Below are 14406 nucleotides of genomic sequence, written 5' to 3' on the forward strand. Positions count from 1 at the left end.
ACATGCAACGCGCGACGGGTTTTCGTTCGGTAGGAATTGAAAGAGTCGTGTCTGAAAATGATCTCAGCTGAAGGCCTGAAAGAAATCGATCGTGCGATCGCGAAGTATCCCGCCGATCAGAAACAGTCCGCCGTGATGTCGGCGCTGGCTACCGCTCAGGAAGAGCATGGCTGGCTGTCGCCCGAACTCATGCAGTTCGTCGCGGACTATCTCGGCATGCCGGCGGTCGCCGTGCAGGAGGTGGCTACCTTCTACACGATGTATGAGACCTCGCCGGTCGGCAAATACAAGATCACGCTCTGCACGAACCTGCCGTGCCAGCTCGGCCCGGACGGCGGCTCCGACAGCGCCGCTGAATATCTGAAGCAGAAGCTCGGCATCGACTTCGGCGAAACCACGGCTGACGGCAAGTTCACCTTGAAAGAAGGTGAGTGCATGGGCTCGTGCGGCGATGCGCCGGTGATGCTGGTGAACAACCATCGCATGTGCAGCTTCATGAGCCGCGCGAAGATCGACCAGCTGCTCGAGGAACTTTCGAAATGACGTCTTTACACGATCGTCACATCAAACCGCTGATTCTCGCCGGCCTGAACGGCGACAACTGGCATCTCGAAGACTATGTGGCGCGCGGCGGTTACGCCCAGCTGCGCCGCATTCTGGAAGAAAAGATTCCGCCCGAGCAGGTGATTGCCGACGTCAAGGCGTCGGGTCTGCGTGGCCGCGGCGGTGCGGGTTTCCCGACCGGCCTGAAGTGGAGCTTCATGCCGCGCCAGTTCCCGGGCCAGAAGTACCTCGTCTGCAATTCGGACGAAGGTGAGCCGGGCACGTTCAAAGACCGCGACATTCTGCGTTTCAATCCGCACTCGCTGATTGAAGGCATGGCCATCGGCGCGTACGCGATGGGCATCACGGTCGGCTATAACTATATCCACGGCGAAATCTGGGAAGTCTACAAGCGCTTCGAAGAGGCGCTGGAAGAAGCCCGTCGCGCTGGATTCCTCGGCGACAACATCATGGGTTCGGGCTTCTCGTTCGAACTGCATGCGCACCACGGTTACGGCGCCTACATTTGCGGCGAAGAAACCGCGTTGCTCGAATCGCTCGAAGGCAAGAAAGGCCAGCCGCGCTTCAAGCCGCCGTTCCCGGCGAGCTTCGGCGTGTACGGCAAACCGACCACGATCAACAACACCGAGACGTTCGCTGCCGTGCCGTTCCTGCTCGCGATCGGTCCGCAGAATTATCTTGAAATCGGCAAGCCGAATAACGGCGGCACGAAGATCTTCTCGATCGCAGGCGACGTCGAGCGTCCGGGCAACTATGAAATTCCGCTCGGCACGCCGTTCGCCACGCTGATGGAACTGGCCGGCGGCATGCGCGGCGGCAAGAAAATCAAGGCCGTGATTCCTGGCGGCTCGTCAGCGCCGGTCATCCCGGGCGAAATGATGATGCAGACGGATCTGGATTACGACTCGATCGCCAAGGCCGGCTCGATGCTCGGTTCCGGCGCGGTCATCGTGATGGACGAAACGCGTTGCATGGTGCGTTCGCTGCTGCGTCTGTCGTATTTCTATTACGAAGAGTCGTGCGGTCAGTGCACGCCGTGCCGCGAAGGCACCGGCTGGCTGTATCGCGTCGTGCATCGTATCGAGCACGGGCTCGGCCGTCCGGAAGATCTGGATCTGCTGAACTCGGTTGCTGAAAACATCATGGGCCGCACGATTTGCGCGCTCGGCGATGCAGCGGCCATGCCGGTTCGCGGCATGCTCAAGCACTACTGGGACGAATTCGAATACCACGTCGCCCACAAGCATTGCCTCGTCGGCGGTCACGCCGGTGCGGCAGCGGCGTCGGAAACAGTGGCTGCCTAAGTACGGCAGGTAGTGCACCAGAACACGTCATCCGCGGGATTCATCGCCTGAAACGGGCGATGAACAGGGCGAACGATTGAGCGGTAACAGGTTAAGGAAGATTGACCATCATGGTTGAACTTGAAATAGACGGCAAGAAAGTAGAGGTGCCTGAAGGCAGCATGGTGATCCAGGCTGCGCATAAGGTCGACACGTACATTCCTCACTTCTGCTATCACAAGAAGCTGTCGATTGCGGCCAACTGCCGGATGTGCCTGGTCGATGTCGAAAAGATGCCGAAGGCCGTGCCTGCATGCGCCACGCCGGTGTCGGCGGGCATGATCGTGCGCACCAAGTCGGACAAGGCTGTGAAGGGTCAGCAAGCCGTGATGGAATTCCTGCTGATCAACCACCCGCTGGATTGCCCGATCTGCGATCAGGGCGGTGAGTGTCAGCTGCAGGATCTGGCGGTGGGTTACGGCAAGTCGTCATCGCGCTATAGCGAAGAAAAGCGCGTCGTGTTCCACAAGAACGTCGGCCCGCTGATCTCGATGGAAGAAATGTCGCGTTGCATTCACTGCACGCGCTGCGTCCGTTTCGGCCAGGAAGTCGCCGGCGTGATGGAGCTCGGCATGCTGGGCCGCGGCGAGCATTCGGAAATCACGTCGTTCGTCGGCAAGACGGTCGACTCCGAACTGTCAGGCAACATGATCGATCTGTGCCCGGTCGGCGCGCTGACCAGCAAGCCGTTCCGTTACAGCGCCCGTACGTGGGAACTGTCGCGCCGCAAGTCGGTGAGCCCGCACGATTCCGTCGGCGCGAACCTCGTGGTGCAAGTCAAGAACAACCGCGTGATGCGTGTTCTGCCGTTCGAAAACGAATCCATCAACGAATGCTGGATTTCGGACAAGGACCGCTTCTCGTACGAAGCCCTGAACAGCCCGGAACGTCTCACGCAGCCGATGCTCAAGCAAGGCGGCAAGTGGGTCGAGACCGACTGGCAAACCGCGCTTGAATACGTGGTCAAGGGCCTGAAGGGCATCAAGGGCGACCATGGCGCGAGCGCGCTGGCCGCGCTCGGCAGCGCCCACAGCACTGTCGAAGAACTGTTCCTGTTGAAGCAGCTGGCCCAGGCGGTCGGCACGCCTAACGTCGACTTCCGTTTGCGTCAGTCGGATTTCTCCGCGGCCCTCAACGGTGCACCGTGGCTCGGCACGACGATCGCCGATCTCTCGAACGTCGACGCTGCGCTGGTGATCGGTTCGGATCTGCGCCGCGATCATCCGCTGTTTGCCGCGCGTCTGCGTCAAGCTGCCAAGACCGGCACGAAGCTCACATTGGTGCAAGCCACCAATGACGATGCATTGATTCCGCAAGCCCAGCGCGTCGTTGCCGCACCGTCGGCATGGCTCGACGCACTGGCGGGCATCGCTGGCGCGGTTTCGGAAGCAAACGGCGTTGCATTGCCGGAAGCCTTCGCCGGCACGCAGCCGACGGACGCCGACAAACAGATCGCGAAGTCGCTCGTCACCGGCGAGCACCGCGTGGTGCTGCTTGGCAACGGTGCGGTGCGCCATCCGGATTTCGCCGCGATTCACGCTGCGGCGCAATGGATCGCAGACGCAACCGGCGCGACGCTGGGTTTCCTCACGGAAGCCGCCAACACGGTCGGCGCGCATCTGGTGAACGCATTGCCGGGCGAGGGTGGTCTGAACGCTCGCGAAGTGTTCGAGCAACCGCGCAAGGGTTATGTGCTGCTGAACGTCGAACCCGAGTTCGACACGGCCAATCCGGCGCAGGCTTTGGCCGCGCTGAAGCAGGCTGAAATGGTCGTCGTGATGTCGCCGTTCCAGATTGGCGCTGAATACGCTGACGTCCTGCTGCCGATCGCTCCGTTCACGGAAACGGCGGGTACGTTCGTCAACGCTGAAGGTACGGTGCAGACGTTCAACGGCGTCGTGCGTCCGCTCGGCGACACGCGTCCGGCATGGAAGGTTCTGCGCGTCCTGGGCAGCCTGCTGGGCGTGCCGGGTTTCGAATTCGACACCGCGGAAGAAGTGCGCACGGCAGCCCTCGGCGATGGCGAGATCAAGTCGCGTCTGTCGAACAAGACGGGCGTTGCGGTTGTACGCGGCAAGGCAGCGAAGGCAGCGGAAGGCAAGTTCGAGCGTATCGCCAACGTGCCGATCTACCATGCCGACGCGCTGGTGCGTCGTGCCGAGTCGCTGCATCTGACGGCAGCGGCGCGTGCAGCGAATTCGGTCGGCTTGCCGGCTGCGCTGTTCGACAAACTGGGTTTGAAGGAAGGCGACGCAGTGCGCGTGCGCCAGGGCGAGCAATCGGTGCAGTTGCCGGCCGTGCGCGACGCAAATCTTGCGGAGACGGTCGTCCGCGTATCGGCGGCTACGCCTGCCGGTGCAGCGCTGGGCAGCCTGTTCGGTGAACTGGTGGTGGAGAAGGCGTAAATGAGCTTGTTCGATACGATCAACTCGGGCGGCACCCAGCTTCTCGGTGTGGCATGGCCCACGGTGTGGGCACTGGTGCGCATCCTGGTGGTGGCCGTCGTGATCCTGCTGTGCGTGGCTTACCTGATCCTGTGGGAGCGTAAGCTGATCGGCTGGATGCACGTGCGTCTCGGCCCGAACCGCGTCGGCCCCGCAGGTTTGCTGCAGCCGATCGCCGACGTGCTGAAGCTGTTGCTGAAAGAAGTGATTCAGCCGGCCCAGGCGAGCCGCTGGATCTACATGATCGCGCCGATTATGGTAGTGGTGCCGGCCTTCGCGGTCTGGGCGGTGATTCCGTTCCAGGCGGGTGCGGTTCTCGGCGACATCAACGCGGGTCTGCTCTATGCGATGGCGATCTCGTCGATCGGCGTGTACGGCGTGATTCTGGCGGGCTGGGCATCGAACTCGAAGTACGCGTTCCTTGGCGCCATGCGCGCTGCTGCTCAGATGGTCTCGTACGAAATTTCGATGGGCTTTGCCCTTGTCGTCGTGCTGATGACGTCGGGCAGCCTGAATCTGTCGGACATTGTCGGTTCGCAAGAGCGCGGCATTTTTGCCAGCTACGGCGTGAATTTCCTGTCGTGGAACTGGCTGCCGCTCCTGCCGATGTTCGTCGTGTACTTCATCTCGGGCATCGCCGAAACGAACCGTCACCCGTTCGACGTGGTGGAAGGGGAGTCGGAAATCGTCGCGGGCCACATGATCGATTACTCGGGGATGGCGTTCGCGCTGTTCTTCCTCGCCGAGTACATCAACATGATCGTGATCTCGGCATTGGCTGCAACACTGTTCCTCGGCGGCTGGAGTGCACCGTTCGGCTTCCTGTCGTTTGTCCCGGGCATCGTATGGCTCGTCGCCAAGGTTTTCTTCCTGTTGTCGGTATTCATCTGGGCGCGTGCCACGTTCCCGCGCTATCGCTATGACCAGATCATGCGTCTGGGCTGGAAGGTTTTCATTCCGGTATCCGTGGTGTGGCTCGTCGTGGTCGGCTTCTGGATCATGTCGCCGTTGAATATCTGGAAATAAAGGGCGGATGAACCTATGACCGCAATCCAAAACTTTTTCAAGACCTTCTTCCTGACGGAACTGCTCAAAGGCCTCGCGCTGACCGGACGTTACACGTTCCAGCGCAAGGTGACGGTGCAGTTCCCGGAAGAGAAGACCCCGATTTCGCCGCGTTTCCGTGGCCTGCATGCGCTGCGCCGCTACGAAAACGGCGAAGAACGCTGCATCGCCTGCAAGCTGTGCGAAGCGGTGTGCCCGGCGCTCGCCATCACGATCGAATCGGAAACCCGTGCGGATAACACGCGCCGCACGACGCGTTACGACATCGACCTGACCAAGTGCATTTTCTGCGGTTTCTGCGAAGAGAGCTGCCCGGTCGATTCGATTGTCGAGACGCACATTCTCGAATATCACGGCGAAAAACGCGGCGACCTGTATTTCACGAAAGACATGCTGCTGGCTGTGGGCGATCGCTACGAAGCAGAGATCGCGGCGAACAAGGCAGCCGACGCACCGTATCGTTGAAGCGCTTCTGTTGACGCGGTAAATGCGGCAGTAAATGCAGCAGTAACACGGCCTGTTGTCGGGCCGAGCGCCGCGGCCTGACCGCCGCGGCACGGCGCACCTGTGCGGCTGTTCTGGCGGTTTCGGCCGCTTTTACCCGCCACGTGCCAAAGAACAATGCCTGACGATGGCCTAACGATGAACCGGTAATCATGGAATTCACGACCGTACTGTTCTACATCTTCGCGCTGCTCCTGGTGGTTTCAGGGCTGAAGGTGATCACCTCGCGCAACCCGGTTTCGTCCGCACTGTTTCTGGTGCTGGCGTTCTTCAACGCAGCCGCGATCTGGATGCTGCTGCAGGCCGAGTTCCTCGCGATCCTGCTAGTGCTGGTGTATGTCGGCGCGGTGATGGTGCTGTTCCTGTTCGTCGTGATGATGCTGGACATCAACATCGACGTACTGCGAAAAGACTTCAAACGCTTCGTGCCCATGGCCACGCTGGTGGGCGCGATCATCGTGATCGAGACCGCGCTGATTCTGTGGCACGGCTACGGTGCGACCGCCACCGCGCTGCGTGACACCACGGCCGCCGCAAACGGCATGGGCGACTGGTCGAACACCCGCCTGATCGGCAGGGTCATCTACACCGACTACATCTTCGCGTTCGAAGTCGCCGGCCTCGTGCTGCTGGTGGCGATCATCGCGGCGATCGCGCTGACCACGAGTCACAAGAAAGACAGCAAGCGCCAGAACGTCAGCGAGCAGGTCAAGGTGCGTGCTCAGGACCGTGTGCGCATCGTGAAGATGGCATCTGAAAAGACCGCGGCAACTGTCGCGGCGGAAGAAGCCGCAGCAGCGGCTGCGGCGGCAGCAACGGCCGACTCGGCACCCGCTAAAAACAGCTGAGCGGACAGGAGATAGAAATCATGTTGACCCTTGCTCATTACCTTGTCCTCGGCGCGATCCTGTTTGCGATCAGCGTGGTGGGCATTTTCCTGAACCGGCGCAACGTCATCATCATCCTGATGGCGATCGAACTGATGCTGCTGGCGGTGAACACCAATTTCGTCGCGTTCTCGCATTACCTCGGCGACGTGCATGGCCAGATCTTCGTCTTCTTCGTGCTGACGGTTGCAGCAGCGGAAGCGGCGATCGGACTCGCAATTCTGGTGACCCTGTTCCGTAGCCTCGACACGATCAATGTCGAGGACCTCGATCAGCTCAAAGGTTAATTTCAGGTAAAGCGGTTATGTCAACGACACTCAATGAAAACCTGCTGCTGGCGATCCCGCTGGCACCGCTGGCCGGCTCTCTGATTGCGGGGCTGTTCGGGAAAGCGGTAGGGCGAGCCGGCGCGCATTCGGTCACGATCCTCGGCGTCGCGGTCTCCTTCATCCTTTCGGCCATCGTCTTCTTCCAGGTGATGGACGGCGCGAGTTTCAACGCGACGGTCTATAACTGGATGCAGATCGGCCAGACGAAGTTCGAGGTCGGCTTCCTGGTCGACTCGCTGACGGCGATGATGATGTGCGTGGTGACCTTCGTGTCGCTTATGGTGCACATCTACACGATCGGCTACATGGCTGACGACGACGGTTACCAGCGCTTCTTCTCGTACATCTCGCTGTTCACGTTCTCGATGTTGATGCTCGTGATGAGCAACAACTTCCTGCAGCTGTTCTTCGGCTGGGAAGCGGTGGGTCTGGTGTCGTACCTGCTGATCGGCTTCTACTTCACGCGTCCGACGGCGATCTACGCGAACATGAAGGCGTTCCTCGTGAACCGCATCGGCGACTTCGGGTTCCTGCTCGGCATTGGTCTGCTGTTCGCGTTCGCCGGTTCGATGAACTACGGCGACGTCTTCGCGAAGCGTACCGAACTGGCGGCATTGAGCTTCCCGGGCACGGACTGGGGTCTGCTGACGGTTGCCTGTATTTGCCTCTTCATCGGCGCGATGGGTAAGTCGGCGCAGTTCCCGCTGCACGTGTGGCTGCCGGATTCGATGGAAGGCCCGACGCCGATCTCCGCACTGATTCACGCGGCAACCATGGTGACGGCCGGTATCTTCATGGTGACGCGCATGTCGCCGCTGTTCGAACTGTCGGATACGGCGTTGTCGTTCGTGATGGTGATCGGTGCGATCACGGCGCTGTTCATGGGCTTCCTCGGGATCATCCAGAACGACATCAAGCGCGTGGTGGCTTACTCGACGCTGTCGCAGCTCGGTTACATGACGGTCGCGCTCGGCGCATCGGCCTACTCGGTCGCCGTGTTCCACCTGATGACGCACGCATTCTTCAAGGCGCTGCTGTTCCTCGGCGCGGGCTCCGTGATTATCGGCATGCACCACGATCAGGACATCCGCAACATGGGCGGCCTGCGCAAGTACATGCCGATTACCTGGATCACCTCGCTGGTGGGTTCGCTGGCGCTGATCGGCACGCCGTTCTTCTCCGGCTTCTACTCGAAAGACTCGATCATCGACGCAGTGAAGCTGTCGCATCTGCCGGGTTCGGGCTTTGCCTACTTCGCGGTCGTGGCGAGCGTGTTCGTCACGGCGCTGTATTCGTTCCGTATGTACTTCCTGGTGTTCCACGGCAAAGAGCGCTTTCGCGATCCGAAGCATCCGGAATCGCCGATGGGCGCCGAAGCGGCCGCGCACGCGCATGATGGTCACGGCCATGACGCTCATGGTCATGGTCACGGGCACGACGACCACGCACACGAACCGCACGAAACGCCGTGGGTGGTGTGGGTACCGCTGGTGCTGCTGGCGATTCCGTCGGTGGTGATCGGTGCGATCGGCGTCGGTCCGATGCTGTTCGGAGATTTCTTCCAGCACGGCGTGGCGTTCGACAAGGTGATCTTCATCGGCGAAAACCATCCTGCGGTGCACGAGATGGCTGAAGAATTCCAGGGCTGGGCATCGATGGGCCTGCACTCGGTTTCGGGTCTGCCGGTATGGCTGGCACTTGCGGGTGTGGTGACCGCGTGGTTCCTGTACCTGGTTCGTCCTGATCTGCCGGCTGTCATCAAGCGCGCGTTCGGTCCGATCTACACGCTGCTCGACAACAAGTACTACATGGACAAGATCAACGAAGTCGTGTTCGCGCGGGGCGCCGTGGCAATTGGCCGTGGTCTCTGGAAGGAAGGCGACGTCGTGGTTATCGACGGTATCGTCAACGGCAGCGCACGCTTTATCGGCTGGTTTGCCGGCGTGATCCGCTTCCTTCAATCCGGCTACATCTACCACTACGCGTTTGCCATGATTATCGGCATGTTGGGGCTCCTGACCCTGTTTGTAACGCTCGGCGGCAAATAAGGCGAGGGACACTAATGCACGCTTATCCGATTCTCAGTATTGCGATCTGGTTACCGATCCTCGTAGGTCTCCTGGTCCTGGCTATTGGTTCCGACCGGAACCCGGCTCCGGCGCGCTGGATTGCGCTGATCGGCTCGGTCGTCAGTTTCCTCGTGACGATCCCGCTGATTACAGGTTTTGATTCGAACACGGCCGATCTGCAGTTCGTCGAAAAGGCGAACTGGATCGAGCGCTTCAACATCACGTACCACTTGGGTGTCGACGGCATTTCGATGTGGTTTGTCGTGTTGACCGCATTGATTACGGTGATCGTGGTGATCGCCGCGTGGGAAGTCATCACGAAGAACGTGGGTCAGTACCTTGCTTCGTTCCTGATCCTGTCCGGCATCATGGTCGGCGTGTTCAGCGCAGCGGACGGCATGCTGTTCTACGTGTTCTTCGAAGCGACGCTGATTCCGATGTACATCATCATCGGTGTGTGGGGCGGGGCGAACCGCGTGTATGCGGCGTTCAAGTTCTTCCTCTACACGTTGATGGGCTCGCTGTTGATGCTGGTTGCGTTGCTGTACCTGTACATCCAGACCGGCACGTTCGATCTGGCGACGTGGCAGAACGCGCAGATCGGCATGACGCCGCAGATATTGATATTCATAGCGTTCTTCATGGCGTTTGCCGTGAAGGTGCCGATGTGGCCGGTTCACACGTGGTTGCCTGACGCCCACGTGGAAGCGCCGACTGGCGGCTCGGTCGTGCTGGCCGCGATCATGCTGAAGCTGGGTGCGTACGGTTTCCTGCGCTTCTCGCTGCCGATCGCGCCGGACGCAAGCCACTTTCTCGCACCGGTCGTCATTACGCTGTCGCTGATCGCGGTGATTTACATCGGTCTGGTCGCGATGGTGCAGGCCGACATGAAGAAGCTGGTCGCGTATTCGTCGATCGCGCACATGGGTTTCGTGACGCTGGGCTTCTTCATCTTCAATCAACTCGGCGTGGAAGGCGCGATCGTGCAGATGATCTCGCACGGCTTCGTGTCGGGCGCGATGTTCCTGAGCATCGGCGTGCTGTATGACCGTATGCACTCGCGTCAGATCGCCGACTACGGCGGCGTCGTCAACGTGATGCCGAAGTTCGCGGCGTTCGTGATGCTGTTCTCGATGGCCAATTGCGGCTTGCCGGGTACTTCCGGTTTCGTCGGCGAGTTCATGGTGATTCTGGCTGCTGTCCAGTACAACTTCTGGATCGCGGGCGGTGCGGCGGTTACGCTGATTCTCGGCGCGGCTTACACGCTGTGGATGTACAAGCGCGTGTACTTCGGCGCGATTGCCAACGATCACGTGAAGAGCCTTCTCGACATCAACCGTCGCGAGTTTTTCATGCTGGCAGTGCTCGCTGCACTGACGCTGTTCATGGGCCTGTATCCGAAGCCCTTTACCGATGTGATGCACGTATCCGTGGAAAACCTCCTCTCCCACGTCGCGCAGTCCAAACTGCCGTTGCCACAGTAATGCAGAGCGGAGGAATTTAAAGATCATGCAAAACGCCCCTATGACTGCCCTGTTGCCCGACGCACTGGTGATGCTCGCCGTTGTGGTCGCGTGGCTCAACGACACGTTCGTCGGCCAGGCCGGTCGCCGTACCACGTATTTCATCGCGTTCTTCTCGACGCTGATTGCCGGCATCTGGTTCGCGGTGAACGCGTTCGACCCGCAGGTGCACTACTTCTTCGGCCACATGTATGTGGTGGATTCGTTCGCGAGCGTGATGAAAGCGGTGGTGTCGCTCGGCTACGCGGTGTCGATCGTTTATTCGCGCCGCTACCTCGAAGATCGCGGTCTGTTCCGCGGTGATTTCTTCCTGTTGGGCATGTTCTCGTTGCTCGGCCAGCTCGTGATGATCTCCGGCAACAACTTCCTGACGCTGTATCTCGGTCTGGAACTGATGTCGCTGTCGCTGTACGCCGTGATCGCGCTGCGCCGCGAAGTGCCGCAGTCGAACGAAGCTGCGATGAAATACTATGTACTCGGCGCGCTGGCTTCCGGTTTCCTGCTGTACGGCATCTCGATGCTGTACGGTGCGACCGGTTCGCTCGACCTGAACGAAGTGTTCAAGGCGATCGGCACGAGCCACTATGATCCGAGCGTGCTGCTGTTCGGTGTGATCTTCATCGTGGCGGGCGTGGCATTCAAGATGGGTGCGGTGCCGTTCCACATGTGGGTGCCTGACGTCTATCAGGGCGCGCCGACGGCCATGACGCTGATCGTCGGCGGCGGTCCGAAGGTGGCGGCATTCGCGTGGGGTCTGCGCTTCCTCGTAATGGGCCTGCTGCCGCTCGCGGTCGAATGGCAGCAGATGCTGGTGATTCTGGCGGCGCTGTCGCTGATCGTCGGCAACATTACCGGTATCGTGCAGCGCAACGTCAAGCGCATGCTCGCCTATTCGGCAATCTCGAACATGGGCTTCGTGCTGCTGGGGCTGCTGGCCGGTGTGGTCGACCAGAAGACCACGGGCGCCGCTAACGCGTATGGCTCGGCGATGTTCTACAGCATCGTCTACCTGATTACGACGCTGGGCACCTTCGGCGTCATCATGCTGCTGGCGCGCCGCGATTTCGAAGCGGATACGCTCGAAGACTTCAAGGGCCTGAATCAACGCAGCCCGGTGTTCGCGTTCGTGATGATGATCATGATGTTCTCGCTCGCCGGCATTCCGCCTGCGGTCGGTTTCTACGCGAAGCTCGCGGTGCTGCAGGCCACCATGAATGCCGGGTTGACGTGGCTGACCGTGTTGGCCGTGATCACGTCGCTGTTCGGTGCGTTCTACTATCTGCGTATCGTCAAGCTGATGTACTTCGACGAACCGCAAGACAAGTCTCCGATCCTCGCCGATACGAGCACGCGTGCGTTGCTCGCGCTCAATGGCGTTGCCGTGCTGGTGCTCGGTATCGTGCCGGATCCGCTGTTGAAGGCCTGCCTGCAGGCTATCCAGCACACCCTGTTGCTCTGATGTCGGCTGCAGGTTGGTTTATCGTGTTGTTGGCGCTGGTCGGCGCCAACCTGCCGTTCCTGAATCAGCGTCTCTTCGCCGCCGTGCCGTTGAAAGCGGCGAAGAAGAGCGCCTGGATCCGGATTGCCGAATTGATCGTGCTGTACTTTGCGGTCGGCGCGCTCGGTTTTCTGCTGGAAGCGCGCGCGGGTAACCGCTTCGAACAAGGGTGGCAGTTCTACGCGATCACGTTCGCGTTGTTCGTCGTGTTCGCATTCCCCGGCTTTACCTTCCAGTATCTCGTCAAACGTCGCTGACGGCGTCTCGCCGTCGCGCACCAAGCTGTCCTGAGGTCGCACATGGCTGAACTTCCCGATCACGACGCCGCTCTCACCGAGACCTGTGTTGAGAGCAAAACGATCCATCAAGGGCCATTCCTGACGCTCAAGTGCGATACGGTCCGCTTGCCCGACGGTAAGCAGGCCACTCGCGAGTACGTTCAGCATCCGGGCGCGGTGATGGTGATTCCACTATTCGACGACGGCCGCGTGTTGCTGGAAAGCCAGTATCGCTATCCGATGGGCAAGGTCATGGTCGAGTATCCGGCGGGCAAGCTCGATCCGAACGAAGGCGCGCTGGCCTGCGCGAAACGTGAGCTGCAGGAAGAAACCGGCTATACGGCGCGCGAGTATGTTTATCTGACGCGGATTCATCCGATCATTTCCTACTCGACCGAATTCATCGATATTTACCTGGCGCGCGGACTGACTGCCGGCGAGCGCAAACTCGACGACGGCGAATTCCTCGAGCTGTTTACGGCCAGCGTCACCGATATGCTGGAATGGGTGCGCACCGGCAAGGTGACGGATGTGAAAACCATCATTGGTACGTTCTGGCTGGAGAAGGCTTTGTCGGGTACCTGGCCAATGGCCGAGCCGCAATAGCGCGCTCAGTTCGGCATGCAGAACTGGCGCGAATCAAACGCCGGTTGGAACATCTGCCAAAAAGCCCCTGTCGGTTTATGACCTGCAGGGGCTTTGTCATTGCAGGCGTCCTATCGACTCAATGCGTTTTCCCGTGTCTGAAAAACGGGTTCCAGTCCTATGCCATCTGACAGTCTCGCCCCCTGATCGTTGTCACTCTAGTATCGACGTCTGGCAACAGAGTCTGTTATCGCAGTTATTTTGGATAACGAAGAGTGTGGGATGTGCGCGATTAAAGTCGTCAGTGCAACTGGTTGTCACTTGACAACCAGTTGCACACGTACTAAATTGGAGGGTATAGATGGTTCGTGGAGTCCATTCCAAAAAAGAGGTCGAAGCTGCGCTGGCCTATGCGGAGAGAAACGGCTGGCGTGTGCAGGGCGGCGGCAAAGGTCACGCATGGGGGAAGATTTACTGTCCTTACAACGACGCGGAATGTCGTTGCGGTGAGTTCTGCATATCGAGTGTGTGGAGTACGCCAAAGAATCCCGGCAATCACGCAAAGCACATCCGGCGCATTGTTGACAACTGCACGACGCATCGGCAGTAAAAGTGTTCGAAGGGCAAAAGCCCGAAGCTGAATGAAGGTAGGAGTAGCTCATGGAATATGTATTCACCTTGAAGTACCGGCTCGCGGCTGAAGATTGCGATCTTGACGAAATCGTCGAACGGCTGGGCGAGGCCGGGTGTGACGACGCTACGATCGGCGTGGGGCAGCCGGGGCGCATGGCGCTGGTTTTCGCTCGCGAAGGCGCGTCGGCGTTCGAGGCGCTTGTCAGTGCGCTCAAAGATATCAAGCAGGCAGTGCCGTCTGCGCGCCTTGTCGAAGCGGGGCCGGATTTCGTCGGCCTTACAGACGTCGCTGAGGTCGCGGGTGTGTCACGGCAAAACATGCGTAAGCTGATGCTGAGCCACGCAACCGACTTCCCGCCGCCGGTTCACGAGGGCAGCGCGTCGGTGTGGCATCTGTCGGACATCCTTGGTTGGCTGACTGCGCGTGGCGGATATGACATCAAGGCGGATGTATTCGATGTCGCGAAATCGGCCAAGCAGATCAACCTCGCCAAAGAGGTGCGCGAACTCGAACCGCGGCTTAACCGCCGACTCGAATTCCTGGTGGCTTAAAAGGTGCGCAGGGGCTAGTTGCGCGAACCTATCAGCTCTATACGATCAGCGCGCTCTTTTGTTTGGAGGTTTGGCGTGCCGTTCACTGGTTGAACCGCCTTCGGCAGCCCGTTGCGCAAAGCGTTAAAATCG

The 14406-nt window shown here is 59.9% G+C and carries 14 protein-coding genes; all 14 read left to right on the top strand.

The genetic code is table 11. The features are described 5' to 3' along the window. Positions 1 to 57 precede the first annotated feature (57 nt). The 14 genes from nuoE to PQQ95_RS29365 all read left to right on the top strand — a co-directional run bounded on the left by nuoE (position 58) and on the right by PQQ95_RS29365 (position 14274). Complete coding sequence (gene nuoE / locus PQQ95_RS29300) at positions 58 to 543, top strand: NADH-quinone oxidoreductase subunit NuoE (RefSeq protein ID WP_054034960.1); 486 nt, start codon at positions 58 to 60, stop codon at positions 541 to 543. Next, positions 540 to 1868, top strand: coding sequence for an NADH-quinone oxidoreductase subunit NuoF (nuoF, locus tag PQQ95_RS29305; RefSeq protein ID WP_408443897.1), 1329 nt, complete (start codon positions 540 to 542; stop codon positions 1866 to 1868). The genes nuoE and nuoF overlap by 4 nt, the downstream gene beginning before the upstream one ends. Positions 1869 to 1978: 110 nt before the next feature. Beyond that, the gene (nuoG, locus tag PQQ95_RS29310; RefSeq protein WP_408443900.1) at positions 1979 to 4312 is read left to right on the top strand and encodes an NADH-quinone oxidoreductase subunit NuoG; all 2334 of its coding nucleotides are present in this window, start codon (positions 1979 to 1981) and stop codon (positions 4310 to 4312) included. Continuing rightward, on the top strand, positions 4313 to 5377 hold the full coding sequence (nuoH, locus tag PQQ95_RS29315) for an NADH-quinone oxidoreductase subunit NuoH (RefSeq protein WP_408443903.1): 1065 nt from the start codon (positions 4313 to 4315) through the stop codon (positions 5375 to 5377). 15 nt (positions 5378 to 5392) lie between these two features. Then, positions 5393 to 5881, top strand: a complete 489-nt coding sequence (nuoI, locus tag PQQ95_RS29320; RefSeq protein WP_012432383.1) for an NADH-quinone oxidoreductase subunit NuoI — start codon at positions 5393 to 5395, stop codon at positions 5879 to 5881. Between the two features lie 191 nt (positions 5882 to 6072). After that, the gene (locus tag PQQ95_RS29325; RefSeq protein ID WP_408443906.1) at positions 6073 to 6768 is read left to right on the top strand and encodes an NADH-quinone oxidoreductase subunit J; all 696 of its coding nucleotides are present in this window, start codon (positions 6073 to 6075) and stop codon (positions 6766 to 6768) included. Positions 6769 to 6788: 20 nt separating this feature from the next. Further along, on the top strand, positions 6789 to 7094 hold the full coding sequence (nuoK, locus tag PQQ95_RS29330; protein WP_013339863.1) for an NADH-quinone oxidoreductase subunit NuoK: 306 nt from the start codon (positions 6789 to 6791) through the stop codon (positions 7092 to 7094). Between the two features lie 17 nt (positions 7095 to 7111). Next, the gene (nuoL, locus tag PQQ95_RS29335; protein ID WP_408443908.1) at positions 7112 to 9184 is read left to right on the top strand and encodes an NADH-quinone oxidoreductase subunit L; all 2073 of its coding nucleotides are present in this window, start codon (positions 7112 to 7114) and stop codon (positions 9182 to 9184) included. Between the two features lie 14 nt (positions 9185 to 9198). Next, positions 9199 to 10689: an NADH-quinone oxidoreductase subunit M gene (locus PQQ95_RS29340; protein WP_408443910.1), complete on the top strand. Its 1491-nt coding sequence runs from the start codon at positions 9199 to 9201 to the stop codon at positions 10687 to 10689. 25 nt (positions 10690 to 10714) lie between these two features. Continuing rightward, positions 10715 to 12187 carry an NADH-quinone oxidoreductase subunit NuoN gene (gene nuoN, locus PQQ95_RS29345; protein WP_408443913.1) on the top strand — a complete coding sequence of 491 codons (1473 nt, stop codon included), beginning with the start codon at positions 10715 to 10717 and terminating at the stop codon, positions 12185 to 12187. Then, positions 12187 to 12483 carry a DUF2818 family protein gene (locus tag PQQ95_RS29350; protein ID WP_408443916.1) on the top strand — a complete coding sequence of 99 codons (297 nt, stop codon included), beginning with the start codon at positions 12187 to 12189 and terminating at the stop codon, positions 12481 to 12483. Before nuoN ends, PQQ95_RS29350 begins: the two co-directional genes overlap by 1 nt. A gap of 42 nt (positions 12484 to 12525) precedes the next feature. Continuing rightward, positions 12526 to 13110: an NUDIX domain-containing protein gene (locus PQQ95_RS29355; RefSeq protein ID WP_408443918.1), complete on the top strand. Its 585-nt coding sequence runs from the start codon at positions 12526 to 12528 to the stop codon at positions 13108 to 13110. 340 nt (positions 13111 to 13450) lie between these two features. Beyond that, positions 13451 to 13699 carry a hypothetical protein gene (locus PQQ95_RS29360; protein WP_408443921.1) on the top strand — a complete coding sequence of 83 codons (249 nt, stop codon included), beginning with the start codon at positions 13451 to 13453 and terminating at the stop codon, positions 13697 to 13699. A 50-nt stretch (positions 13700 to 13749) separates the two neighbouring features. Next, on the top strand, positions 13750 to 14274 hold the full coding sequence (locus tag PQQ95_RS29365; RefSeq protein ID WP_408443923.1) for a helix-turn-helix transcriptional regulator: 525 nt from the start codon (positions 13750 to 13752) through the stop codon (positions 14272 to 14274). Positions 14275 to 14406: the final 132 nt, after the last annotated feature.

Origin of the sequence: Paraburkholderia caffeinilytica (genome assembly GCF_046030355.1) — a bacterium.
GTDB lineage: Bacteria > Pseudomonadota > Gammaproteobacteria > Burkholderiales > Burkholderiaceae > Paraburkholderia > Paraburkholderia caffeinilytica_B.